This is a genomic window from Janthinobacterium sp. NKUCC08_JDC (assembly GCF_019345575.1).
Taxonomy (GTDB): domain Bacteria; phylum Pseudomonadota; class Gammaproteobacteria; order Burkholderiales; family Burkholderiaceae_D; genus Janthinobacterium; species Janthinobacterium aestuarii.
The window spans coordinates 629,498-651,826 of sequence record NZ_JAHKQW010000002.1; the positions used below are offsets into that span (position 1 = coordinate 629,498).

23 protein-coding genes and 1 tRNA gene are annotated in these 22,329 nt (G+C 59.6%); 17 read left to right on the forward strand and 7 right to left on the reverse strand.

What is annotated here, in order from left to right; translation table 11 throughout:
• Positions 1-31 precede the first annotated feature (31 nt).
• The 3 genes from KO538_RS08855 to KO538_RS08865 form a co-directional block, all read right to left on the reverse strand.
• Positions 32-355 (reverse strand): rhodanese-like domain-containing protein, encoded by a 324-nt coding sequence (locus KO538_RS08855; RefSeq protein WP_034745954.1) that lies wholly within the window; start codon positions 353-355, stop codon positions 32-34.
• A 13-nt stretch (positions 356-368) separates the two neighbouring features.
• The gene (locus KO538_RS08860; protein ID WP_034745951.1) at positions 369-1,019 is read right to left on the reverse strand and encodes a protein-L-isoaspartate O-methyltransferase; all 651 of its coding nucleotides are present in this window, start codon (positions 1,017-1,019) and stop codon (positions 369-371) included.
• Between the two features lie 169 nt (positions 1,020-1,188).
• Positions 1,189-1,839 (reverse strand): TetR/AcrR family transcriptional regulator, encoded by a 651-nt coding sequence (locus tag KO538_RS08865; protein WP_034745948.1) that lies wholly within the window; start codon positions 1,837-1,839, stop codon positions 1,189-1,191.
• A 296-nt stretch (positions 1,840-2,135) separates the two neighbouring features.
• On the opposite strand from KO538_RS08865, the gene KO538_RS08870 reads away from it, so the two are divergent.
• Together KO538_RS08870 and KO538_RS08875 are read left to right on the forward strand one after the other, a co-directional pair.
• Positions 2,136-3,005 (forward strand): head GIN domain-containing protein, encoded by an 870-nt coding sequence (locus KO538_RS08870; protein ID WP_034745945.1) that lies wholly within the window; start codon positions 2,136-2,138, stop codon positions 3,003-3,005.
• A gap of 70 nt (positions 3,006-3,075) precedes the next feature.
• A complete protein-coding gene (locus KO538_RS08875; RefSeq protein WP_219328053.1) occupies positions 3,076-3,354 on the forward strand; it encodes a YkgJ family cysteine cluster protein in 279 nt (92 codons plus the stop codon).
• 22 nt (positions 3,355-3,376) lie between these two features.
• Here KO538_RS08875 and KO538_RS08880 read toward each other — a convergent pair whose 3' ends face one another.
• The gene (locus KO538_RS08880; RefSeq protein ID WP_219328054.1) at positions 3,377-4,360 is read right to left on the reverse strand and encodes a DUF5655 domain-containing protein; all 984 of its coding nucleotides are present in this window, start codon (positions 4,358-4,360) and stop codon (positions 3,377-3,379) included.
• Between the two features lie 186 nt (positions 4,361-4,546).
• Here KO538_RS08880 and KO538_RS08885 point away from each other — a divergent pair, with 186 nt between their 5' ends.
• The 8 genes from KO538_RS08885 (at position 4,547) to rfbD (ending at position 13,345) form a co-directional block, all read left to right on the forward strand.
• Complete coding sequence (locus tag KO538_RS08885) at positions 4,547-5,317, forward strand: DeoR/GlpR family DNA-binding transcription regulator (RefSeq protein WP_070302905.1); 771 nt, start codon at positions 4,547-4,549, stop codon at positions 5,315-5,317.
• Between the two features lie 32 nt (positions 5,318-5,349).
• Complete coding sequence (locus KO538_RS08890) at positions 5,350-6,498, forward strand: MFS transporter (protein ID WP_051990746.1); 1,149 nt, start codon at positions 5,350-5,352, stop codon at positions 6,496-6,498.
• A 168-nt stretch (positions 6,499-6,666) separates the two neighbouring features.
• Entirely contained in the window at positions 6,667-7,512 is an 846-nt protein-coding gene (locus KO538_RS08895; RefSeq protein ID WP_070302901.1) for an undecaprenyl-diphosphate phosphatase, read from the forward strand.
• Positions 7,513-7,518: 6 nt separating this feature from the next.
• Complete coding sequence (recQ, locus tag KO538_RS08900; protein ID WP_034745931.1) at positions 7,519-9,342, forward strand: DNA helicase RecQ; 1,824 nt, start codon at positions 7,519-7,521, stop codon at positions 9,340-9,342.
• Positions 9,342-9,824 carry a hypothetical protein gene (locus KO538_RS08905; protein ID WP_219328055.1) on the forward strand — a complete coding sequence of 161 codons (483 nt, stop codon included), beginning with the start codon at positions 9,342-9,344 and terminating at the stop codon, positions 9,822-9,824. Before recQ ends, KO538_RS08905 begins: the two co-directional genes overlap by 1 nt.
• A 44-nt stretch (positions 9,825-9,868) precedes the next feature.
• Entirely contained in the window at positions 9,869-10,846 is a 978-nt protein-coding gene (locus KO538_RS08910; RefSeq protein WP_070302899.1) for a LysR family transcriptional regulator, read from the forward strand.
• A gap of 162 nt (positions 10,847-11,008) precedes the next feature.
• The gene (locus tag KO538_RS08915) at positions 11,009-12,295 is read left to right on the forward strand and encodes a Glu/Leu/Phe/Val dehydrogenase (protein ID WP_034745922.1); all 1,287 of its coding nucleotides are present in this window, start codon (positions 11,009-11,011) and stop codon (positions 12,293-12,295) included.
• Positions 12,296-12,472: 177 nt separating this feature from the next.
• Positions 12,473-13,345: a dTDP-4-dehydrorhamnose reductase gene (gene rfbD / locus KO538_RS08920; protein WP_072454896.1), complete on the forward strand. Its 873-nt coding sequence runs from the start codon at positions 12,473-12,475 to the stop codon at positions 13,343-13,345.
• Positions 13,346-13,361: 16 nt separating this feature from the next.
• On the opposite strand, the gene galE is transcribed toward rfbD, so the two are convergent.
• The 3 genes from galE to KO538_RS08935 all read right to left on the reverse strand — a co-directional run bounded on the left by galE (position 13,362) and on the right by KO538_RS08935 (position 15,376).
• Positions 13,362-14,381 carry a UDP-glucose 4-epimerase GalE gene (gene galE / locus KO538_RS08925; RefSeq protein ID WP_219328056.1) on the reverse strand — a complete coding sequence of 340 codons (1,020 nt, stop codon included), beginning with the start codon at positions 14,379-14,381 and terminating at the stop codon, positions 13,362-13,364.
• Between the two features lie 148 nt (positions 14,382-14,529).
• Entirely contained in the window at positions 14,530-15,210 is a 681-nt protein-coding gene (trmB, locus tag KO538_RS08930) for a tRNA (guanosine(46)-N7)-methyltransferase TrmB (RefSeq protein WP_070302896.1), read from the reverse strand.
• Between the two features lie 92 nt (positions 15,211-15,302).
• Positions 15,303-15,376, reverse strand: a tRNA-Gly gene (locus KO538_RS08935).
• A gap of 298 nt (positions 15,377-15,674) precedes the next feature.
• Between KO538_RS08935 and KO538_RS08940 the strand changes: the two genes are divergently transcribed.
• The 7 genes from KO538_RS08940 to rfbC all read left to right on the forward strand — a co-directional run bounded on the left by KO538_RS08940 (position 15,675) and on the right by rfbC (position 22,268).
• On the forward strand, positions 15,675-15,917 hold the full coding sequence (locus KO538_RS08940; protein WP_219328057.1) for a hypothetical protein: 243 nt from the start codon (positions 15,675-15,677) through the stop codon (positions 15,915-15,917).
• A gap of 233 nt (positions 15,918-16,150) precedes the next feature.
• Positions 16,151-16,507, forward strand: coding sequence for a diacylglycerol kinase (locus KO538_RS08945; RefSeq protein WP_219328058.1), 357 nt, complete (start codon positions 16,151-16,153; stop codon positions 16,505-16,507).
• 151 nt (positions 16,508-16,658) lie between these two features.
• A complete protein-coding gene (locus KO538_RS08950; protein WP_219328059.1) occupies positions 16,659-18,077 on the forward strand; it encodes a mannose-1-phosphate guanylyltransferase/mannose-6-phosphate isomerase in 1,419 nt (472 codons plus the stop codon).
• A 76-nt stretch (positions 18,078-18,153) separates the two neighbouring features.
• The gene (wbaP, locus tag KO538_RS08955; RefSeq protein WP_219328060.1) at positions 18,154-19,617 is read left to right on the forward strand and encodes an undecaprenyl-phosphate galactose phosphotransferase WbaP; all 1,464 of its coding nucleotides are present in this window, start codon (positions 18,154-18,156) and stop codon (positions 19,615-19,617) included.
• Positions 19,618-19,725: 108 nt separating this feature from the next.
• Positions 19,726-20,805, forward strand: a complete 1,080-nt coding sequence (gene rfbB, locus KO538_RS08960; protein WP_176389719.1) for a dTDP-glucose 4,6-dehydratase — start codon at positions 19,726-19,728, stop codon at positions 20,803-20,805.
• Positions 20,805-21,698 (forward strand): glucose-1-phosphate thymidylyltransferase RfbA, encoded by an 894-nt coding sequence (gene rfbA / locus KO538_RS08965; protein WP_219328061.1) that lies wholly within the window; start codon positions 20,805-20,807, stop codon positions 21,696-21,698. The genes rfbB and rfbA overlap by 1 nt, the downstream gene beginning before the upstream one ends.
• Before the next feature lie 24 nt (positions 21,699-21,722).
• A complete protein-coding gene (gene rfbC / locus KO538_RS08970; RefSeq protein ID WP_219328062.1) occupies positions 21,723-22,268 on the forward strand; it encodes a dTDP-4-dehydrorhamnose 3,5-epimerase in 546 nt (181 codons plus the stop codon).
• The last annotated feature ends 61 nt before the right edge of the window (positions 22,269-22,329 follow it).

Consider the following 22,329-nt stretch of genomic DNA (forward strand, 5'->3'; position numbering starts at 1 on the left):
ACATGCCTGGGTGCATCTACTGCAAAATAACTTAGTATTTAGGCATCGCGCTGTCGACTTGCAGCGCCCAGGCGTGCACGCCGCCCGTCAAATTACTGATCTTGCCAAAACCATTGCGCTCCAGGAAGGCCGCCACTTGCATGCTGCGCATGCCGTGATGGCAGATGCAGACGATCTCGGCGTCTTCATCGAGGTCGTCGATGCGGGCAGGAATCGAGTTCATCTGCATCAGGGTGGCACCGTCGAGGTGGCACAGGTCAAACTCCCACTGTTCCCGCACGTCCAGCAACAACGGACGCGGGCGGGAAGGGTCAGCCAGCCAGGCGGCCAGCTGCGGTGCACTCAAATGCTCCATCGAATCGGTCGCCTCAGAACTGGAAATGCGACGGTGCAACAGCTTGCAGCGGCGTGACATTGGTTTCAAACAGCTTGCGCGTGTCGTAGGCCTTGTCCGAGCTGCGCGTGATCAGATGCGCGGACATGATCGGCGCTTCGCCGATGATGGCCAGGATGCGGCCGCCCACTTTTACTTGTTGCAACAACGCTTCCGGCAACACGGCCAGGGCGCCAGACACGACGATCACGTCGTACGGCGCGCCCTTGCTCCAGCCCTGGGCGCCGTCACCCAGTTCCACGGTGACGTTCGTCACGCCATTGGCGGCCAGGTTCTGCTCGGCCATGGTTTTCAATTGGGGAACGATTTCCACGCTCGTCACATGCCGCGCCTTGTGCGCCAGCAAAGCGGCCATGTAGCCGCTACCGGTGCCGATTTCCAGCACATTTTCATGCTTCTTGACGGCTACGTCTTGCAAAATGCGCGCTTCCAGCTTCGGCGTCAACATGCATTCGCCGCCGCCCAGTGGAATTTCGGTATCGACGAAGGCCAGGTTTTTATAGGCGGCCGGTACGAAATCTTCACGCTTGACCACGTTCAACAGCTCCAGCACGTCGATATCCAGTACGTCCCATGGACGGATTTGCTGTTCGATCATATTGAAGCGGGCTTGTTCGATATTCATCTTTGGACTCGGTAAGTGAAGTAATAATCCGCCATTTTATCGTTGAACTGGCTGAAAGCACATGTTAACCATAAAGGCGGGGAATGGAGGGAATTTGCGACGATCTGCAGATTTGGGGGGGCGAACCTTGGAAAAGGGGCAACTGAACGGTAGTAGCGGGCACGGCGCCTCAACTTTTCCCGGGCGCCTCCACCTGCAGGCTGCGCAAGCTCATGTCGATAAACGCATCCATGTAGGCGATCGGATCGATATTCTTGACCTCGCACGGCAGGAAGGAATGCGTCCACATCATCAGCATGGTGACGGGTGCGCTGAGGATGGTGCTGACGAGCACGGGATCGACCTGGCGGAATTCACCGCGCTGCATGCCCCGTTCGACCAGGGTGGCAATCAGCGCATTCCCACGCGTGACCACCTCTTCGTTGTAAAACTGCGCCAGTTCCGGGAAATTGTTCGCTTCGGCCAGCATCAGCTTGGTCAAACCGGCCAGCTTGGTGGCGCCGAACTCTTCCCACCATTGCATCATCATGCTGCGCAACAACTCGGCGCTGCTGCTGTCCGAGGCGGCCATGCTGTCTTCCGCCTCGCCGATCGACTGCACGATATTGTCGCGCACCACGGCCTTGAACAACTCTTGTTTATTCTCAAAGTACAGGTACAGAGTGCCTTTCGACACGCCAGCCCGCTTGGCCACATCTTCCAGGCGCGTCGATGCAAAGCCCCGTTCGACAAACAGGTCGAGGGCGGCGGCGAGCAATTCCTGCGGGCGGGCATCCTTGCGCCGCTCCCAGCGGGGCTTGGTATCAATCGGGGCTTGCATGTATCTTTCCAAGTAACTTACTTTTGAGTCATTAATAGTAGTCCTGTCTACCGCCAAGGTCAAGCGCGAGGCACCGCCGGGCACGTCGGATACAGGCATTGTACGCTCCGTGCCGACGCCGGGCCTGCGGCGCCGGGTGAAGCAGAATGCGTTTCAGTCCCCATTTTGCGCAGTTCATCGCATTTCCACTCAGCAAGCGTGTCCGATTTGCTACCTTGTCATCGACAGCACGGCAGCCGCGGCGCGGCAGCCGGCTTTTTCTGTTCCCAAACTAAAACAATCATAAAGGAAACACTATGCGTACCTTGCTGACCCTGTGCTGTGCCGTTGCCCTTGGCGGTTGCGCCATCGTCATCAACCCCAACGATGGCGAAGTGCGCCATGTCGACACGGGTGGCAATGCCATCCAAGGCAACGAGCAAGTGAGCCGCGACGTGCGCCAGGTCAGCAACATCAGCACGCTCGACATCGACAGCATGAAACGCATCGATATCAAGATCGACGTGCGCGTCGGGCCAGCTGCATCGCTGGTGATCGAAGCGGACAGCAATCTGCAGCCGCGCATCCATAGCGAAGTGAGCGGCAATACCCTGCGCATCTGGAGCGATACGAACATTCGTAGTAGCAATGGCATCCACGTCATCTACACGACGCCGCAATTGAAGAAGATCACCATTTCCGGCTCGGGCCGCCTGGTGGCCAGCGGTTTCAATGGCGACGATTTCAGCCTGGAACAACGCGGTTCGATGAAGAGCGAACTGTCGGGCACCGTGGGACGCTTCGACGTGGCCAACAACGGTTCCGGCAGCGTCAACGCGGCGGCCCTCGCCAGCGGCAACACGGATGCGGTGCAGAACGGTTCGGGCAACATCCAGCTGGGCAATGTGCGCGGCGAGCGCGTCAACGTGGCCGTCAACGGCTCGGGCAGCATCAGCGCCAGCGGCGCCGTGCAGCGCCTCGACGCCAACGTGAATGGTTCGGGCGATATCAACCTGGCCGCCCTGCGCAGCGACGTTGCCTATCTGGCGAGCAACGGTTCCGGCGACGTCGATGTCACCGTCCAGAATGAAGTCAACGCCCGCGCCAGCGGTTCCGGCCGCATCACCGTGCATGGCGATCCGGCCCGCCGCACGTTGTCGGGCAAGCGCGTCAGCATCGTGCGCTGAACGCGCCTTGGCGACGCATGGGAGCCGGCTTGCTATACTGTCGGCTCCTCACCCGCTCGCCTGAAATCCCATGTCACCCTCCGCCACCCTGGCATGCCGTCCTTCGTGCGGCGCCTGCTGCACCGCACCGTCCATCACCAGCCCGATTCCTGGCATGCCGGATGGAAAACCTGCGGGCATGCGCTGCGTGCAGCTGGCTGACGACAACCGCTGCAAGATCTTTGGCCGGCCGGAACGTCCCGCGTTTTGCGGCGGCTTGCAGCCATCCGAGGACATGTGCGGCGACAGCCGCGAGCATGCGGTGCACTGGCTGGCCGAGCTGGAACGGCTGACGGCACCGCACAACTGACACACGCATAGGCCACCATTGGCTACGTTTGCACGCTACTCCGGCCTGCATACGCGGCAAAAATGAACGGCTTTGCAGCATCGAGTTCCGCGAGCGTACCGATGTTGATCTCCAGATTACCCGTACCCCAATGCCCGATGGCGCTAACGTCGCGCGCTTTTGGCAGGACGTGCAATACGGGCGCCGGGTCGATATGTAAGTACAGCACGAGGCAATTCTTCTTGTGTATCACCACCGTCGCAAAGTTCTTCAGCCGTTTGAAAGCCAAATACAAGCGCAGCTCTTTACGCTCAACGTCATCCCCCAGCGACATCGTGTAATCCTCTAGCGAGGCCAGCAACTGACGCATGGACTCCGACAGACCTGCCAGTATTTCCACAAATGCCCTGTCTGGTCCCGTCGACTTGTTCGTGCCCCCATCTGCGGGCCCCGCCGCCATTGTTTCCAACCTGGCTGGCACCGATGTCTGCCGCTTGGCAGGGCCCTTTTTTGTTGCCGGATCCATGCCGGCGCTTGCGGACTCAAGAAGGAGCAGGTCCTCTGCAAATCGGCGATAGCGAATAAGTTCGATCGTCCTGCCTATCTGCTGGACGGCATGGCTATCAAACTTGGTAAAGTCAGCCGCAATGCAAATCACCCGCGGCGCGCTCCAATCGATGGCCTCCGATGCAAGCTTGCCCAGCTTGTCGAGGACCAGCAGTTTAAAGTCTGCCTGATGGTCCATCAGCCAGTCCAGGTAGTACAAACCTTGATTGATCACATTTTCACCAACCGACCGTTTGTACTCAAGAATGACCGGGCAATTGTTCTCATCCAATCCAAGGGAATCGATGCGCCCAGCATGCGTCTTGCCGGTCGAATACTCGCTCGCCAGAAAACGGATGCTCAGCAAAGTATCGAGGTTTGCCTCAATCAAGGTCTGCAATGGTTTTTCCAGGTCCGATGCGCTACCTTGCAGTTCCTGGGCTTGGCCATGGGCCAACTTGAAAAGTTTAATGTCGCTCATCCGTCTGTTTCCCTTATTCCTTGGTAAGCAAACACCAAGGTGCATCACGATATCGGCGATGAGCATAAACGTAAATTTATCTTTTTTGCAAATTGATTTGCGACGATGCCTGCATCAAGTAAACGTTGACGCATTTTGCACGTTTGCGTATATTCATGCACATTCCTGCACGTTTACAAGTTCACCATGTCCGCCACCCTGCTCCTCAAACAACGCCACGCGCTGATTCAGCAACAATTGCACGCCGATGGCAGGGTGCTGGCACTGGACCTGGCGCGCCAGCTCGATGTTTCCGAAGATACGATACGGCGCGACCTGCGCGAGATGGCGGCGGCCGGCCTGTGCCAGCGCGTGTATGGCGGCGCCCTGCCGCTGGCGCCCGACGGCGGCACCCTGACGCAGCGCAAGCAGGAAGCGCCCGAACGCAAGGCGCGCCTGGCGCAGGCCGCCGTGTCGCTCGTGCGCGCGGGCCAGGTATTGTTTTTTGATGCGGGTTCGACCAACCTGGCCATCGCCAGCGCCTTGCCAGAGTTGGCGCTCACTGTCATCACCAATGCGCCTGCGATCGCCATGGCACTGATGGAACGCCCGGAAATCGAGCTGATCATGGCTGGCGGCCGGGTCGACCGCCGCGCGGGCGCCAGCCTGGGTCCGCAAGCCTTGCGCACGGTCGAGCGCATGCATCCCGACCTGTGCTTCCTCGGTGCCTGCGGCGCCGATGCGGACGCAGGCGTGACGGCATTCAACTACGACGAGGCCGAGTTCAAGCGCAGCATCGCCGGTGCCAGCAAGGCGGTAGTCGTCGCCGTCACCAGCGACAAGCTGGGCACGGCCGCGCCATTCGGCGTGCTGGCCACGGGCTTGCTGCAGCACCTGGTGCTGGAAGCCGATGCCGATGCGGCCCACGTGGCCGCCTTTGAACGGCTGGGCGTGCAGATCTTGCGCGCCCGCGCCTGATTTTATCCATCCGACTCTTGAAAAGCTCCCCCATGCATCTCACCGGCACCCTGCAACAACGCGCCACGCGCCTGGTTTTCTTTGCCGCCGGCCTCGGCATGGCGGCCTGGGCCCCGCTGGTCCCCTACGCCAAGTCGCGCCTGGGCCTCGATGAGGCCACCCTGGGCATTTTGCTGCTGTGCTTGGGCGCCGGTTCGCTGTGCGCGATGCCGTTTACGGGCATGCTCACGGCACGCTTCGGCTGCCGCAAGGTCATCGTCTGCGCAGGCCTGCTGCTGACCGCCGTGCTGCCCGGCCTGGCGCTGGCCGCCACGCCGCTGCAACTGGGCCTGGTGCTGCTGGTGTTCGGCGCGGCCATGGGCACGTTTGACGTGGCCATCAATATCCAGGCCGTGATCATCGAAAAAGCCAACGGCGGCGCCATGATGTCGGGTTTTCATGCGCTGTTCAGCGTGGGCGGCTTCGCCGGCGCGGCCTGCATGGCCCTGCTGCTGTGGCTGGGCCTGACGCCGGCCTGGTCCTGCGTCGTGGTGATGCTGCTGCTGTGCGGTGTGCTGGGCGCGGCGCAAGGCCATCTGCTGCCGACCGCGTCCGCAACCGGCGAAAAGACGCCGCTGTTCGTCATGCCGCACGGCGCCGTCATTTTCATCGGCTTGCTGTGCTTTATCGTCTTTCTGGCCGAAGGCGCGATCCTCGACTGGAGCGCCCTGTTCCTCACCACCACGCGCGGCGTGGAAGAAGCCAAGGGCGGCCTCGGCTACGCTGCCTTCGCCATCGCCATGACGGTGGGCCGCTTCACGGGCGACAAGGTGGTCAGCCGCTTTGGCGGCAAGCGGGTGCTTACTTTTGGCGGCTTGTGCGCGGCGGCAGGCTTCTTCCTGGCCGTGCTGGCGCCGCATGCCAGCCTGGCCATGCTTGGGTTCGTGCTGATCGGCCTCGGTGCGGCAAACATCGTGCCCATCCTGTTTACGGCGGCGGGCCAGCAACATGCCATGCCGGCCAGCCTGGCGGTGGCGGCCATCACCACCATCGGCTATGCGGGCATCCTGGCTGGTCCGGCCGTGATCGGCTTCGTGGCGCACGCTACCAGCCTGAATATCGCCTTCGCCATGCTGGGCGCCGCCCTGCTGCTGGTGGCGGCCAGCGCGCGCCTGGTGGCGCCGGCAAAACAGGCTTCCTGAACCCGTCCCTTGCCTGGCTGGCAGCGGCAAAAAACCGCTGTCCGCCAGCGCCCAAATCGGCTAGCCGGGCCTGCGGCATGGTAAGCTTCGACCCCGCGCACATTGCGGGCGCCGCACACTCACCCCATCCTGTCACTTATACCCGTACTTATACCCTTTTATACATCTATGGATCTCATTCTTGCGTTAAAAGCCATCATCATGGGGCTGGTCGAAGGTTTTACCGAATTCTTGCCGATTTCGTCCACCGGTCATCTGATCCTGGCCGGCAGCCTGCTCGACTTTACCAAGGATGTATCGAAAGAAGTCATGGATGTCTTCGAGATCGCCATCCAGGCCGGCGCCATCCTGGCCGTGTGCTGGGAATACCGCCAGCGCATCGGCAGCGTGCTGACCACCTTTGGCAGCGAAGCGAAGTCGCGCAAGTTCGTGCTGAACGTGGCCATCGCCTTCCTGCCGCTGGCCGTCATCGGTCTGGCGATTGGCAAGATGATCAAGCATGCGCTGTTCAAACCAGTACCGGTGGCCATGGCCTTCATCATCGGCGGCATCGTGATTTTGCTGGTGGAGCGCCGCGCGCGCACCAATCCCGTCACCGTGCGCGTCAACTCGGTCGATGAAATGACGCCATTCGACGCCTTGAAAGTGGGCTGCGCGCAGGCGTTCGCGCTGATTCCCGGCACCAGCCGCTCCGGCTCGACCATCATCGGCGGCATGCTGCTGGGCCTGTCGCGCAAGACGGCCACGGAATTCTCGTTCTTCCTGGCCATCCCGACCCTGCTGGCGGCCACCTTCTACTCGCTGTACAAGGCGCGCGATATCCTGTCGGCCACCGACGTGCCCCTGTTCGGCCTGGGCACCGTGTCCGCCTTCATCTCCGCCTTCCTGTGCGTGCGCTGGCTGCTGCGCTATATCAGCTCGCACGACTTCACGTTTTTCGCCTGGTACCGCATTGTGTTCGGCTTGCTGGTGTTGGCCAGCGCCCACTACGGCTGGGTTGTTTGGGCAGAATAAGGCACTATGAATCAAGATCTTAACCAGCGCGCGCTGCACCTGCTGCAAACCGTTTTCGGCTACCCGGCCTTCCGAGGCCAGCAAGCCGACATCGTCGACCACGTCAGCCATGGCGGCGACGCGCTGGTACTGATGCCCACGGGCGGCGGCAAGTCGCTGTGCTATCAGATTCCCGCGCTGCTGCGCGATGGCGTCGGCGTCGTCGTCTCGCCTTTGATCGCGCTGATGCAGGACCAGGTGGACGCTTTGGCCGAAGTCGGCGTGCGCGCCGCCTTCCTCAATTCCACGCAAACCTACGAAGAAGCGAGCCGCATCGAGCGCCTGGTGCGCACCGGCGGCATCGATGTCGTCTACGTGGCGCCCGAGCGCCTGATGACGCAGCGTTGCCTGGACCTGTTCCAGGCCTCGAAGATATCCCTGTTCGCCATCGACGAGGCGCATTGCGTGGCCCAGTGGGGCCACGACTTCCGTCCCGAATACATCAAGCTGTCGGTGCTGCACGAACAGTTCCCGGACGTGCCGCGCATCGCGCTCACGGCCACAGCCGACCCGCAGACGCGCGCCGAAATCGCCCTGCGTTTGCAGCTGGAAGACGCGCGCCAGTTCGTCTCGTCCTTCGACCGCCCGAACATCCGCTACCAGATCGTGGAAAAGGCGAATGGCCGCAAGCAGCTGCTCGACTTCATCAACACGGAACACGCGGGTGACTGCGGCATCGTGTACTGCCTGTCGCGCAAAAAAGTCGAAGAGACGGCGGAATTTTTGAACCAGAGCGGCATCCGCGCCCTGCCGTATCACGCCGGCATGGAGTACGCCAAACGCAGCGCCAACCAGGCGCGCTTCCTGCGCGAAGAAAACATCGTCATGGTCGCCACCATCGCCTTTGGCATGGGCATCGACAAGCCCGACGTGCGCTTCGTAGCCCACCTGGATCTGCCGAAAAGCATCGAGGGCTATTACCAGGAAACGGGGCGCGCGGGCCGCGACGGCATGGCCGCCAACGCCTGGATGGCCTACGGCTTGCAGGACGTGGTGCTGCAGCGGCGCATGATCGACGAGTCCGAGGCGGACGACACTTTCAAGCGCGTGCTGGGCGTCAAACTCGACGCCATGCTGGGCCTGTGCGAAACGCTCAGCTGCCGGCGCATGCGATTGCTCGAATACTTCGGCGAACCGGCTTCGCCGTGCGGAAATTGCGACACCTGTTTGGTGCCGCCCGTATCGTTCGACGGCACGGTGCCTGTGCAAAAACTGCTGTCGGCCATCTACCGCGTCGACCAGCGCTTCGCCGGCGGCCACGTGATCGACGTGCTACGCGGCGTGGAATCGGAACGCATCAAGACCTGGCACCACGATTCCTTGTCGGTGTTTGGCATCGGCTCGGACCTGGGCGAAGCGGAATGGAAATCGATCCTGCGCCAGGCCATCGCGCTGGGTCTCGTCTCGGTCGACCATGAACAATACAGCTCGCTGAAACTGACGGACGCCTCGCGCCCCGTGCTCAAGGGCGGCCAGAAAGTACAGCTGCGCCAGTACCAGAAACCGGTGAAAACCAGCAAGCGCAGCACCAGCGTGGCGAAGGGCTATGTCGAGACGGATCTATCGGCAAGCGAGCAGGCGATCTTCGACAAGCTGCGCTGGTGGCGCGTGGAGACGGCGCGCACGCACAACGTGCCCGCCTATGTGATTTTCGTCGATGCCACCTTGCGTGAAATCGCCAAAGCCAAGCCCACTTCGCTCGAGCAGATGCGCGGCGTGAGCGGCGTGGGCGAGAAAAAACTGGCCTCGTACGGCGACGAAATCGTCGCCATGATTCTGGAGATGATTTGATGGAAGCACTCTCGCCGGACCTGATCTATCAGGCCGTGAAAATCCTGGGCGCCCAGCCTGACGCCGACGATGCGGTGGAAGCGCAAGTACGCGCCTTGGTGCAGGACGACCTCACCGTGCGCCGCCTGGCCGACGTGGTGCCGGAAGCTTTCGGCCTGGTGCTGGCGTCGCACCTTCCCGGCGCTGAAAACATGACCCTGCCCGACACGTTCTGCGCCCAGGACGAAGACGGCGAATGGGTGGAGTTCCCCTTGCGCCGCGAGCCGATCTTTGTCGTCGCCGCGGATATCGCCCAGCACACTTTCCACAACGGCCCGCGCGCGCTGCTGCAAAACCTGGCCGACCGCAGCTCCCTGCTGGCGGCCATCAACAAGGGCTTGAACGCGGGCGGCTCGCTCGATGGCACGACCCTGGGTCCGCCGTCCTTCTTTGGCCTGCCCGCCGCGCTGTACCAGCCGGCGACATCGCCCGAGACGCCCTGACCACTTTACCTTGCCTTTGCCCTTGATAACGGAACGGTCCCGCGATGGAAACCAAATGGCTGGAAGACTTCATCTCGCTCGCTGAAACACATAATTTCAGCCGTTCCGCAGCCCTGCGCCACGTGACCCAGCCCGCATTCTCACGGCGCATCCAGTCGCTGGAAAACTGGCTCGGCATCGACCTGGTCGATCGCACCTCCTACCCCACGCGATTGACGCCGGCCGGCGCCGTGTTCTACGAACAGGCGCTGGAAATGCTGGGGCAAATCAACGGCGTGCGCGCCCTGTTGCGCGGCAAGCGCGCGGCCACGCAAACGAGCGTCGATTTCGCCGTGCCGCATACCCTGTCGCTGACCTTCATGCCGAAATGGCTGACGGCCTTGGAAGAGGGTTTCGCGCCGATCAACAGCCGCCTGATGGCCCTGAACGTGCACGACGCCGTGCTGCAGCTGGTCGACGGCGGCTGCGACCTGCTGCTGTGCTACCACCATCCGCGCCAACCGGTGCAGCTGGATCCCGGCCGCTACGACATGCTGGTGATGGGCCGCGAAACCCTGCGCGCGTATGCGCGCTGCGGCCAGGACAAGGTGCCGGACTTCGTCCTGCCCGGCAGCGCCAAGGAGCCATTGCCCTTCCTTTCCTACACCAGCAACGCCTACCTGGGACGCATGGTGGAATTGCTGCTGGCCGACGCCAAAGCGCCCCTGTTCCTGGAAACCTGCTACGAAACGGACATGGCCGAAGGCCTCAAAATGATGGCCCTGGAAGGCCGCGGCATCGCCTTCCTGCCCGAATCGGCCGTCATGCGCGACGTCAAATACAAGCATCTGGCACGCGCCGACGGCGGCGCGCCCGGCTGGGAAATCGAGCTGGAAATCCGTTTATATCGCGAGCGCCCATCGAGCCTGCGCCCTGGCAAGCAGATCGTCGAAAGCCTGTGGCAGTACCTGGTGCAGGCGCAAGATGGCAAAGCGCGCATGGGCAAGCGCCGCAAGCGCGCAGCCGAGGCTGCCCGATCCTGACTGGCAATCCTGGCAATATAACTATGCAATAAATGCATAACCGGATGCGCACAAAGCATTGGCCGGGGCATGAGGCTATCGCCTACGATGCGGTTCCGCTGCGCGCAGCTGCATCTCGGCTGTGCCTCTAACGTATTCGTATTGTCCAGGAGCTTATCAAGCATGACCAGCAAGCACGCACTTCCTTCCTACCTCAATCCTGAAGACCTTGGCCCATGGGGCGTCTACCTCGAGCAGATCGACCGCGTTACGCCATACCTGGGCAACCTGTCGCGCTGGGTGGAAACGCTGAAGCGTCCAAAGCGCATCCTGACGGTCGACGTGCCTATCGAGCGCGATGACGGCACCATTGCCCACTACGAAGGCTACCGCGTGCAGCACAATCTGTCGCGCGGCCCGGGCAAAGGCGGCGTGCGCTTCCACCAGGACGTGACCTTGTCGGAAGTGATGGCCCTATCGGCCTGGATGACGGTCAAGAATGCAGCGGTCAACGTGCCATACGGCGGCGCCAAGGGCGGTATCCGTGTCGATCCGAAGACCCTGTCGCGCAACGAACTGCAACGCCTGACCCGCCGCTACACGAGCGAGATCAGCATGATCATCGGACCGAACAAGGATATCCCGGCGCCGGACGTCAACACGAATGAACAAGTCATGGCGTGGATGATGGACAGCTACGCTATGATCGGCGGCAATATGTCGACCGGCGTGGTGACGGGCAAGCCAATCTCGCTGGGCGGCAGCCTGGGCCGCCGCGATGCGACGGGCCGCGGCGTGTTCGTCGTCGGTTGCGATGCGGCCGCCAAGGTCGGCATGTCGCTCGAAGGCGCGAAAGTCATCGTGCAAGGTTTCGGCAACGTGGGCGGCGTCGCTGCCCGCATGTTCGCTGAGGCCGGCTCGAAAGTGGTCGCGGTACAAGACCACAAAACGACCGTCGTGCACTCCGGCGGCTTGAACATCCCGCAATTGCTGGCACACGTGGCCGAAGTGGGCAGCGTCGAAGGCTTCCCGGGCGCCGAGGCATTCGTGCCACGCGAAGATTTCTGGGGCATCGATTGCGACATCCTGATCCCGGCAGCGCTGGAACAGCAGATCACGGCCGAACGCGCACAAGTCATCCGCGCCAAGATCATCCTGGAAGGCGCCAACGGCCCGACCCTGCCGGCAGCGGACGACATCCTGACCGACCGCGGCGTGCTGATCGTGCCGGACGTGCTGGCCAACGCCGGCGGCGTGACCGTCAGCTACTTCGAGTGGGCGCAGAACTTCTCGAGCTTCTTCTGGACGGAAGAAGAAATCAACAGCCGCCTGACCCGCATCATGCGCGAAGCGTTCGACTCGGTATGGCAAGTGTCGCAAGAGAAGAAAGTGTCGATGCGTACCGCGACCTTCATCCTGGCATGCACGCGCGTGCTGCAAGCTCGCGAAGTGCGCGGCCTCTACCCATAATATCCGGCTAGGAAGACTACAAAAAAAACCCCGCTGCACAGTGATGTGCAGCGGGGTTTTTTATGGGTGGCGCATGTCAACTTTTACCAGACAAGGCACTGAAAAACTGACGGACGCTTTCACTTAATCCAGCCACCTTCAGGCATACTATTGACACCAATATAAACAGGAACACTCATGGGTCGTATTTTAATCTCCGGAAGAACTGGACAGGTAGGCTATGAGCTCGAACGCAGCCTGCAAGGCTTGGGCGAGGTCATCGCATTGGACCGTAGTCAAATGGATTTGAGCAATCTGCAACAGGTGCGGGACGTCATTCGCCGTGTGAAGCCTACGCTGATCGTCAACCCTGCCGCCTATACCGCGGTCGATCAAGCGGAACGCGAACCGGAACTCGCACTGCGCATCAATGGCGAGGCTCCCGGCGTCATGGCAGAGGAAGCCAAAAAGCTTGGCGCCACACTGATACATTACAGTACCGACTACGTGTTCGATGGCAACAAGGACAGTGCCTATCTGGAAACTGATCCTACCTGTCCAGTGAATGTTTACGGCAGCAGCAAGCTGGCGGGCGAACAGGCCATTCAAGCCACGGGCGTAACCCACCTTATTCTACGCACCAGCTGGGTGTACAGCACGCATGGCAAAAACTTCCTGCTCACCATGCGCCGCCTGGCCCAGGAGCGTGACGCGCTGAACATCGTGTCAGATCAATTCGGCGCTCCGACATGGAGCCGTACCATTGCCGATACCACCGCGCACATCGTAGCGCAAAGCTTGGCCGCCGCCGACCAGCAAGCGTGGTGGGACGGGCACTCCGGGCTCTACCATTTGACGGCTCAAGGAAAAACCACGTGGTTTGGCTTTGCCGAAGCGATCATGGCCCATGCATCGGTCACAAAAAAGCCGCAGCTGACACCAATATTGGCATCTGAGTACCCGGTCCCGGCGCAGCGACCTGCCAATTCGGTACTGTCGTCGCAGAAACTGATGGAAACTTTCTGCGGATTACCAAACTGGCAAGATGCATTACTGCTATGCCAAAACTAAGTAAATCTCTCTTCTCTCAGGCAAGGTAGCCTTGCGGATTCTGGTGCTGCCAGCGCCAGTGGTCGCGGCACATGTCGTCGATGTTTTTCTGTGCTTGCCAGCCCAGCAATTGCTTTGCCCTGTCGGCCGAGGCGTAGCAGCTGGCGATGTCGCCGGGACGGCGCGGCACGATGTCGTAGGGGACTTTGCGGCCGCTGGCGGCCTCGAAGGCGCGTACAGTGTCAAGCACGCTGTAGCCGTGGCCCGTGCCCAGGTTGACGGTAAAGCCGCCCTCGGTGGAAAACAGGCGATTCAACGCGGCCACGTGGCCCAGCGCCAGGTCGACCACGTGGATGTAGTCGCGCACGCCCGTGCCGTCCGGCGTATCGTAGTCGTTGCCGAACACAGCCAGGCGCTCGCGGCGGCCGACGGCCACCTGGGCGATGAAGGGCATCAGATTGTTCGGGATACCGGCCGGATCTTCGCCGATCAAGCCGCTGGCATGGGCACCGACCGGATTGAAATAGCGCAACACGCCGACTTGCCATTGAGCATCAGCATGCACGAGATCGGCCAGGATCTGCTCGACCATCAGCTTGGAGCGGCCGTACGGGTTCGTCACGGACAGGCGCGACGATTCCAGGATCGGCAAGGCTTCCGGATCGCCATACACGGTAGCCGACGAGCTGAACACAAAACGCTTCACGTTCGCCGCCGCCAGCACTTCCAGCAGCGCCACGGTGCCCGATACATTGTTATCCATATACATCAGTGGCTGGGCCACGGATTCGCCCACCGCCTTCAAGCCTGCGAAATGGATCACGGCATCGATGGTGTGCTCGCGCAGGACGGCGGCCATGGCCGTGCGGTCGCGCACGTCCGCCTCATAGAAGGGCACGCTTTTGCCGGCAATGCGCTCCACACGCGCCATCGCTTCGCGCGCGCTGTTGCACAGATTATCCACCGCGACTACCTCAAAGCCGGCAGCCAGCAATTCGACACAGGTATGCGAACCGATGAAACCGGATGCGCCGGTCACGAGTATTTTCTTGGACATAATATCAATCAATGCAAAAAAGATAAGACTACCGTAATTCGCCCACCTTGCCTAGCCAGCGCACGATAGCGCGTACATAAAAAAGCCTGCGGCGTCGCCGCGGCAGGCTTTTTCTCGTGCCAACGGCACAGGTGGGCAAACCGCCAGGTTATTTCTTGATGAACACCAGGTCCCACACGCCATGGCCCAGCTTCAAGCCGCGGTTTTCAAACTTGGTCAGTGGACGATACGCGGGTTGGGGCGCGTAGCCCTCAGCGCTATTGCGCAGTTGCGGCTCGGCGCCCAGCACTTCCAGCATTTGCACCGCGTAATCTTCCCAGTCGGTGGCGCAATGCAGATAGCCGCCCGGCGCCAGACGATCGGTCAATTGCTTGACGAACGGCGACTGGATCAGGCGGCGCTTGTTGTGGCGCGCCTTGTGCCATGGATCGGGGAAGAACACGTGGATACCGGCCAGCGAATTGGCAGGAATCATGTGCGTCAGCACTTCCACAGCATCGTGCTGCAGCAGGCGCAGATTCGTCAGTGACTCTTCGCCGATCAGCTTCAACAGGCTGCCAACACCGGGCGTATGCACTTCGACGCCGATGAAATCCTTCTCCGGCATGGCCTTGGCGATATGCGCCGTCGTCGCGCCCATGCCAAAGCCGATCTCCAGGATGACGGGCGCCTTGCGGCCGAAGACCTGCTCGAAGTCCATGGACTCCTTGGCGAAAGGCAGCAGGAACTGCGGCCCCAGGGTCTCGAGCGCGCGCGCCTGCGCGACAGACAGCCGTCCCGCGCGGGTCACGAAACTGCGGATACGGTGTTCGGTCGGATCGTACATCATCGGCCGCGCCGGGCCGTTTGCTGGGGTATCAGAAGACATGGGAATGAGGAAAATAGTGGCCGCGCCGCACAAAACCAGGCGCCAGCGGAAAATGGAGCGGGTGAAGGGAATCGAACCCTCGTCGTAAGCTTGGGAAGCTTCTGCTCTACCATTGAGCTACACCCGCGAAGCCTGCATTTTACGCGCGATGGCAAGGAGTTGGCAAACTTGTGCGGCTCGTTCGAACTCGTCAGGAATTCTCGCGACATGTGACAAAACGCATAGGCAACCACATCGGCACGATAGCGGTTTGTTGATAGAGAACAACATCGCGGTTTATCAGACACCGTGAATAACTTGGTATACAGCTAAAATAGAATAAATTATTGTTACCGTGAACTGTGTGGCGCAGACTAGCAGGAGAAATGTTGCTACAATCGCGTGACAGTTTGCCATTCCCGCTGTTCAACCTAAAAGGATATCCCATGAAGAAAATTCTGATCGCTTCGGCAATCCTGTGCTTCGCTTCCGCACAAGCCATGGCTCAATCGGCACCAGCTCCTGCACCAGCAGCAGCTGCACCAGCTGCTGGCGCTGCCGCCGGCGGCACTGTTGCCGGCCTGAGCACGAGCGCCCTGATCGCAATCGGCGCAGCAGTTGCCGTTGTGGCTGGTGCTGCTAGCTCGGATTCGACCACCGCGCACACGCCCTCAAGCCACGCCAAGTAATCTGTCAACGCCTCTGGCTGAAACAGACAAGACCAAGCCTGCGGATTGACGTCAAACCTCGACACGCTGGCCTGGTCCCACGAGAAGCTGGCCTTGTCATACGCAGCGCCACTTCCTCGCTAAAAGCCCTTTTCATTTCTTGAAAACGGGCTTTTTATTTTTCTTCAATAATGCGCGCTGAAGAGCACCGGCCGTCAGGAACAAGAAACGCCCTGACCAATCATGCATAGCCAATGAAAAACCAGCCTTTCCATAAACGCATGGGATTTGCCCTGCAAGGCTTGAGTGCCGCCTTCCGCATGGAATCGAGCTTTCGGCTGCAATGCCTTGCCGCCCTCTTGGTATTGCTGGTACTTGCCCGCTACCGGCCAGCGATAATCTGGTGGGCTTTATTATTACTCAACTGCGGCATGGTTCTGGCTGCGGAACTCTTCAACACCGCCCTCGAAAATTTAATTGATCACCTCCACCCGGCCCTCCATCCCAGTATCAAGATCGCCAAGGATTGCGCCGCAGGAGCCGTGCTCATTCTCAGTATCAGTGCCCTATGCGTCTTTGTTGCTTTTTTGCTTGAAAACGTTGTGTGCTAAGCAGGAATACCGGGGTAGCAAACTACAATACAGGATGAGCTGAACTACCTGCCTCCCAGACCCAATAGCGTCGGGAGAAAAGACAGAGATCCCTGTAATTCATTAGAATATTGCCCCCATTGGCAATAATTACATTTACATTGAAGCATAGATGACTATTCCCCTCCTACCGGTAATTCTTTGTGGTGGTTCCGGCACACGTTTATGGCCTCTTTCGCGCGAGGCGTTCCCAAAGCAGTTTCTGCGCTTGTCCACTCAAGGCAGCATGCTGCAACAAACGCTGCAACGCCTGGCAGATATCGACAGCGCGTCGCCAGCACTTCTGGTATGCAACGAATCCTCGCGCTTTATTGTCGCGGAGCAAGTGCGAGAGATCGGCCTGGAACATAGCCGCCTGTTACTCGAACCCATGCGCCGCAATACGGCGCCGGCGATCGCCTCGGCCGCCTTGCATGCGATGGAGAACGGCGAAGATCCGCTCCTGCTGGTGCTGCCATCGGATCACGTCATTCTGGATACCCCGGCGTTCCATCGAACCATCGCGCTGGCGCGTACTGCTGCAGAGGCAGGTAATTTGCTGACTTTCGGCATCACGCCAACGGGTCCAGAAACAGGATACGGCTATATTCGCGCCGAGGGCGCTGCAAACGGGCAAGTCCAACGCGTACTTGAATTCGTGGAAAAGCCGGCCCTGGCGCTTGCAGAACAATATATCGCCAGCGGCGACTACTTCTGGAACAGCGGCATGTTCCTGTTCCGCGCCAGCCGCTACCTGGAAGAGCTGGAACGCTTTCAGCCCGCCGTCCTGGCCGCTTGCCGCGCTGCCATCGCCGCAGCAAAGAGCGACCTCGACTTCATTCGCCTGGACAAGGATGCCTACGCCGCCAGCCCCGATATCGCCGTCGACTATGCGGTCATGGAACGCACCAGCCATGCCTCGACCATCGCCCTCGATGCGGGCTGGAATGATATCGGCTCCTGGAAAGCCGTACTCGAGGTGGCGGAAAAAGATGCCTATAGCAATAGCACCCATGGCGATGTGCTGATTCAGGATTGCAACGATTGCCTGGTACACAGCACTAGCCGCCTGGTCACCGCCATCGGCATGCGCAATACCGTGATCGTGGAAACGGCCGATGCCGTGCTGGTCATGGATGCGGATCAGGCACAACAAACAAAAACCTTGGTTGCGCAACTGGTCGCCAGGGAGCGTCCCGAGGCCACCATGCACCGTGAAGTTTTCCGTCCGTGGGGCTCCTATGATTCCATCGGCAATGGCGAGCGCTTTCAGGTCAAGCGGATCACTGTCAAGCCTGGCGCCAAGCTGTCATTGCAAATGCATCACCACCGCGCCGAGCACTGGATCGTGGTGTCCGGCACGGCGCAGATCACCAATGGCGACAAGGAATATTTGCTGACCGAGAACCAGTCCACGTATATTCCCCTCGGCGTGGTCCATTCTCTGGCCAACCCGGGCAAGCTACCGCTGGAATTGATTGAAATTCAATCGGGCAGCTACCTTGGGGAAGACGATATTGTCCGCTTTGAAGACCGCTACGGCCGCGTTTGATAGAACAGATACGTCATCACCATGCATGCGGCACCGCAAGAATTCACACTGAAGTTTATAAGGTTTAGCAAGTATCATGAAACCAATCGAAGGCATCTTTGTACAAGAAGTGAAATGGTATTGCAGCAGCAGGGCAGAAAAATATTTTCTCACCTTTGCCGATGCCTTTGCCATGTTCATGGCATTCTGGTTTGCCGGAAAATGGACGCTCGATGCCAGCGACTTGAACAGCTTCGGCCTGGATAGTTCGCGCCTGCTCAGTTACAGCCTGCTATCCTTGGTCACCCTGGCTATCTTCAAACTGAAGGGCCATCATGCCAAACGCCGTCCGTACTCGAATGAAATCAAGGAACTCCTGAAGATCGCCATGGTCATGGGCCTGATCGACGCGGCCCTGGTCTTCCTCGACAAGCGCGACTCCTCGCGCGAAGCACTGTTGGCGACCTGGCTGCTGGTGCCGTGCTGCGTCTTGCTGTTGCGCGGCCTGGTCAAATACTTGCTGATGAAAGCGGGTGGCTGGATACGGCCCATGGTCATCATCGGATGGGGTGACAATGCCTTGCAAACAGCGCGCGCCTTCGATGAGGAAGCATTGATGGGCTATCGCCTGATTGCGTTCCTGATACCGGAAGGCCAAGACCGTCTGGAACAACATTATGTGAACCGCAGCAAGCAAGCCGTGCCCTGCATTCAGCTAGGTGAGAACCCGGAACAAACGCTCAAGTTGCTGGGCGACCCGCATACGGTTGTCGCCCTGGAGCAAGGCGGCATCGACACTTATCAGAGCATGATTCAGCAAGTCAGCCGTTGCGTTGCCAATATGCAAGTTGTACCGGCCGTACGCGGGCTACCCTTGTACGGTATGGAGGTCAACCATTTTTTTGCACATGAAGTGTTGCTGCTGACCATGCGCAACAACCTGGCGCGGCCAGGCTTGCAACTGATTAAGCGCTGCTTTGATCTGACGGCCTCGATCTGCGTGCTGATCATCGGTGCCCCCATCTTGCTGTGGATCGCGGCCAAGGTCATGGCATCTGGCCGTCCCATCTTCTACGGCCACAAACGCGTGGGCCAGAATGGCAAGCATTTTCTCTGCTACAAGTTCCGCACCATGGCAGTGAACGCCGATGTCTTGCTCAAGGAGTTACTGGAGCGCGATCTCGAAGCCCGTGCCGAATGGGATCGTGATTTCAAACTGAAGAATGACCCGCGCATCACCTCGATCGGCCACTTCCTGCGCCGGACCAGCCTTGATGAACTACCGCAGCTATGGAATGTGCTGAAAGGCGAAATGAGCCTGGTCGGGCCGCGCCCCGTTGTCGATGCGGAACTGGAACGTTATGGCCCCCAGGTGGACTATTACCTGGAAGCGAAACCCGGGGTCACGGGCCTGTGGCAAGTCAGCGGCAGGAACGACGTCAGCTATGATACGCGCGTTTATCTGGACGCCTGGTATGTCAAGAACTGGTCTTTATTCAATGACATTGTCATACTACTGAAAACGGTTAAAGTCATTTTCAAGAAAGATGGCGCATATTAGTAACGTTATTAAGTAAATAGTTGCATTTAAGAATATTTAATTGCCCTCGCTCTCAAGACAATTTGTCGTGGGGGCATTGTGGCAATGTTCCAGAAAAAGGATAACAGCATGATTTTAGTGACTGGCGGCGCCGGCTTCATCGGTTCCAATTTTGTACGCGACTGGCTGGCGCTCAACGATGAGCCCGTGGTCAATTTTGACAAACTGACCTATGCTGGCAATCTCAGCAATCTGGCAAGCCTGGAGCAAGACTCCCGGCATATCTTTGTACGCGGCGATATTTGCGACACCGCGCACATCTCCCGCCTGCTGGCAGAACACCAGCCACGCGCCATCGTGCATTTTGCCGCAGAGAGCCATGTCGATCGTTCGATCCATAGCCCCGGCGAATTCATTTCAACCAACGTCAACGGTACCTTCAGCCTGCTCGAAGCGGCGCGCGCTTACTGGTCCGGCCTGACAGGCGAAGCCAAGGATGGCTTCCGCTTCCTGCACGTCTCGACCGACGAGGTATATGGCACCTTGGGACCGAATGACCCGCCATTCACGGAAACAACGCCGTATGCGCCCAACAGCCCCTACTCGGCATCGAAAGCGGCGTCCGATCATCTGGTGCGCGCCTATTTTCATACCTACGGCATGCCGGTGCTCACCACCAACTGCTCGAACAACTATGGCTCCTTCCATTTCCCGGAAAAACTGATTCCGCTCATCATCAGCAATGCCCGTGCCGGCAAAGCCCTGCCTATCTATGGCGATGGCATGCAAGTGCGCGACTGGCTGTACGTAGGCGACCATTGCTCGGCGATTCGCCGCGTCCTGGAAGCGGGACGCCTGGGCGAGGTCTACAACGTAGGCGGCTGGAATGAAATGGCCAACCTGGAAGTCGTGCACACCCTGTGCGACATCCTCGACACCCTCGATCCCAAGGTATCCGGCAGCTATCGCGAACAAATCACCTATGTGCAGGATCGCCCTGGTCACGACCGCCGCTATGCCATCGACGCGCGCAAGATCGAGCGTGAACTGGGCTGGAAACCGGCCGAAACCTTCGCCACCGGCATCCGCAAGACGGTCCAGTGGTACCTGGACAACCAAGCATGGGTACGCGACGTCCAGTCGGGCGACTACCTGAAGTGGGTAGAGAAAAACTACGCGGCACGCGATACAGCCCAGGAGCAAAAATAATGGAAACCACCATCGAACGCAAAGGCATCATCCTCGCTGGCGGCTCCGGCACGCGCCTGTACCCCGTCACCATGGCCATATCGAAGCAGCTGCTGCCCGTATATGACAAGCCGATGATCTATTATCCGCTGACCACCCTGATGCTGGCCGGCATACGCGACATCTTGATCATTTCCACGCCACAAGATACACCGCGCTTCCAGGAATTGCTGGGTGACGGCAGCCAGTGGGGCATCAAGCTCAGCTACGCCGTGCAGCCGACTCCGGACGGCTTGGCACAGGCGTTCATCATTGGTAAAGAGTTTGTCGGCGATGCACCATCGGCACTGATTCTGGGTGACAACATCTATTACGGCCATGACTTTGAAACACAATTGCGCAAAGCTTCGGCGCGGACTAGCGGTTCGACCGTATTCGCCTATCACGTGCACGATCCGGAACGCTATGGCGTCGTCGCTTTCGACGCGCAACGTCGCGCCGTCAGCATCGAGGAAAAGCCACTCAAACCAAAATCGAACTATGCCGTCACCGGCCTGTATTTCTATGACAGCCAAGTGTGCGATATCGCTGCCGGCATCGCCCCGTCACCACGTGGCGAGCTGGAAATTACGGATGTTAACCGCACCTATCTCGAGCGGGGCCAACTGAACGTCGAACTGATGGGCCGCGGTATGGCCTGGCTCGATACCGGCACGCATGAATCCCTGCTCGAAGCGGGCCAATTCATCGCCACCATCGAAAACCGCCAGGGCTTGAAGATTGCCTGCCCAGAAGAAATCGCCTACCGTCGTGGCTACATCGACGCCGCCAAACTCGAGGCATTGGCGCAACCCTTGAAAAAGAACGCTTACGGTCAGTACCTGCTGCGCCTGCTCGAAGAAAAAATATACTAAAGCCTGAACGGCTCATTTCACACCATGCAAATTCAAACCACCACCATACCAGACGTCCTGATCATCGAGCCCACCGTATTCGGCGATGACCGGGGCTTTTTCTACGAAAGCTTCAACCAGAAGCGCTTTGCCGAACTGACCGGCGTCACGCGCGATTTCGTGCAGGACAATCATTCCAAGTCGGCCAAAGGCGTGTTACGCGGCCTGCATTATCAGATCCAGCAGCCGCAAGGCAAGCTAGTACGCGTCACCGCCGGCGAAGTCTTCGACGTTGCCGTTGACCTACGCAAAAGCTCACCGACGTTCGGTCACTGGGTGGGCGTGACCTTATCCGCGGCCAACAAACGCCAGCTATGGATACCGGAAGGCTTTGCACACGGCTTCGTGGTGACCAGCGATAGTGCCGAATTTTTGTACAAGACGACCGACTATTGGGCACCGGAGTTCGAACGCAGCCTATTATGGAACGACCCGGCAATCGGAATCGATTGGCCACTCGATGACGAACCGCTGTTGTCGGGCAAGGATAAGGCAGGCACAATCCTGTCAAAAGCCGATATATTTACCTGATCCACAAGCCTGTCCAGACACACTGCCGCCCACGGCAACCCAGCCACAACAGGTAGCTCGT

Coding starts and splice junctions, on each gene's coding strand:
- KO538_RS08855 (WP_034745954.1), bottom strand. CDS start 355: ATGGAGCATTTGAGTGCACCGCAGCTGGCCGCCTGGCTGGCTGACCCT.
- KO538_RS08860 (WP_034745951.1), bottom strand. CDS start 1,019: ATGAATATCGAACAAGCCCGCTTCAATATGATCGAACAGCAAATCCGT.
- KO538_RS08865 (WP_034745948.1), bottom strand. CDS start 1,839: ATGCAAGCCCCGATTGATACCAAGCCCCGCTGGGAGCGGCGCAAGGAT.
- KO538_RS08870 (WP_034745945.1), top strand. CDS start 2,136: ATGCGTACCTTGCTGACCCTGTGCTGTGCCGTTGCCCTTGGCGGTTGC.
- KO538_RS08875 (WP_219328053.1), top strand. CDS start 3,076: ATGTCACCCTCCGCCACCCTGGCATGCCGTCCTTCGTGCGGCGCCTGC.
- KO538_RS08880 (WP_219328054.1), bottom strand. CDS start 4,360: ATGAGCGACATTAAACTTTTCAAGTTGGCCCATGGCCAAGCCCAGGAA.
- KO538_RS08885 (WP_070302905.1), top strand. CDS start 4,547: ATGTCCGCCACCCTGCTCCTCAAACAACGCCACGCGCTGATTCAGCAA.
- KO538_RS08890 (WP_051990746.1), top strand. CDS start 5,350: ATGCATCTCACCGGCACCCTGCAACAACGCGCCACGCGCCTGGTTTTC.
- KO538_RS08895 (WP_070302901.1), top strand. CDS start 6,667: ATGGATCTCATTCTTGCGTTAAAAGCCATCATCATGGGGCTGGTCGAA.
- recQ (WP_034745931.1), top strand. CDS start 7,519: ATGAATCAAGATCTTAACCAGCGCGCGCTGCACCTGCTGCAAACCGTT.
- KO538_RS08905 (WP_219328055.1), top strand. CDS start 9,342: ATGGAAGCACTCTCGCCGGACCTGATCTATCAGGCCGTGAAAATCCTG.
- KO538_RS08910 (WP_070302899.1), top strand. CDS start 9,869: ATGGAAACCAAATGGCTGGAAGACTTCATCTCGCTCGCTGAAACACAT.
- KO538_RS08915 (WP_034745922.1), top strand. CDS start 11,009: ATGACCAGCAAGCACGCACTTCCTTCCTACCTCAATCCTGAAGACCTT.
- rfbD (WP_072454896.1), top strand. CDS start 12,473: ATGGGTCGTATTTTAATCTCCGGAAGAACTGGACAGGTAGGCTATGAG.
- galE (WP_219328056.1), bottom strand. CDS start 14,381: ATGTCCAAGAAAATACTCGTGACCGGCGCATCCGGTTTCATCGGTTCG.
- trmB (WP_070302896.1), bottom strand. CDS start 15,210: ATGATGTACGATCCGACCGAACACCGTATCCGCAGTTTCGTGACCCGC.
- KO538_RS08940 (WP_219328057.1), top strand. CDS start 15,675: ATGAAGAAAATTCTGATCGCTTCGGCAATCCTGTGCTTCGCTTCCGCA.
- KO538_RS08945 (WP_219328058.1), top strand. CDS start 16,151: ATGAAAAACCAGCCTTTCCATAAACGCATGGGATTTGCCCTGCAAGGC.
- KO538_RS08950 (WP_219328059.1), top strand. CDS start 16,659: ATGACTATTCCCCTCCTACCGGTAATTCTTTGTGGTGGTTCCGGCACA.
- wbaP (WP_219328060.1), top strand. CDS start 18,154: ATGAAACCAATCGAAGGCATCTTTGTACAAGAAGTGAAATGGTATTGC.
- rfbB (WP_176389719.1), top strand. CDS start 19,726: ATGATTTTAGTGACTGGCGGCGCCGGCTTCATCGGTTCCAATTTTGTA.
- rfbA (WP_219328061.1), top strand. CDS start 20,805: ATGGAAACCACCATCGAACGCAAAGGCATCATCCTCGCTGGCGGCTCC.
- rfbC (WP_219328062.1), top strand. CDS start 21,723: ATGCAAATTCAAACCACCACCATACCAGACGTCCTGATCATCGAGCCC.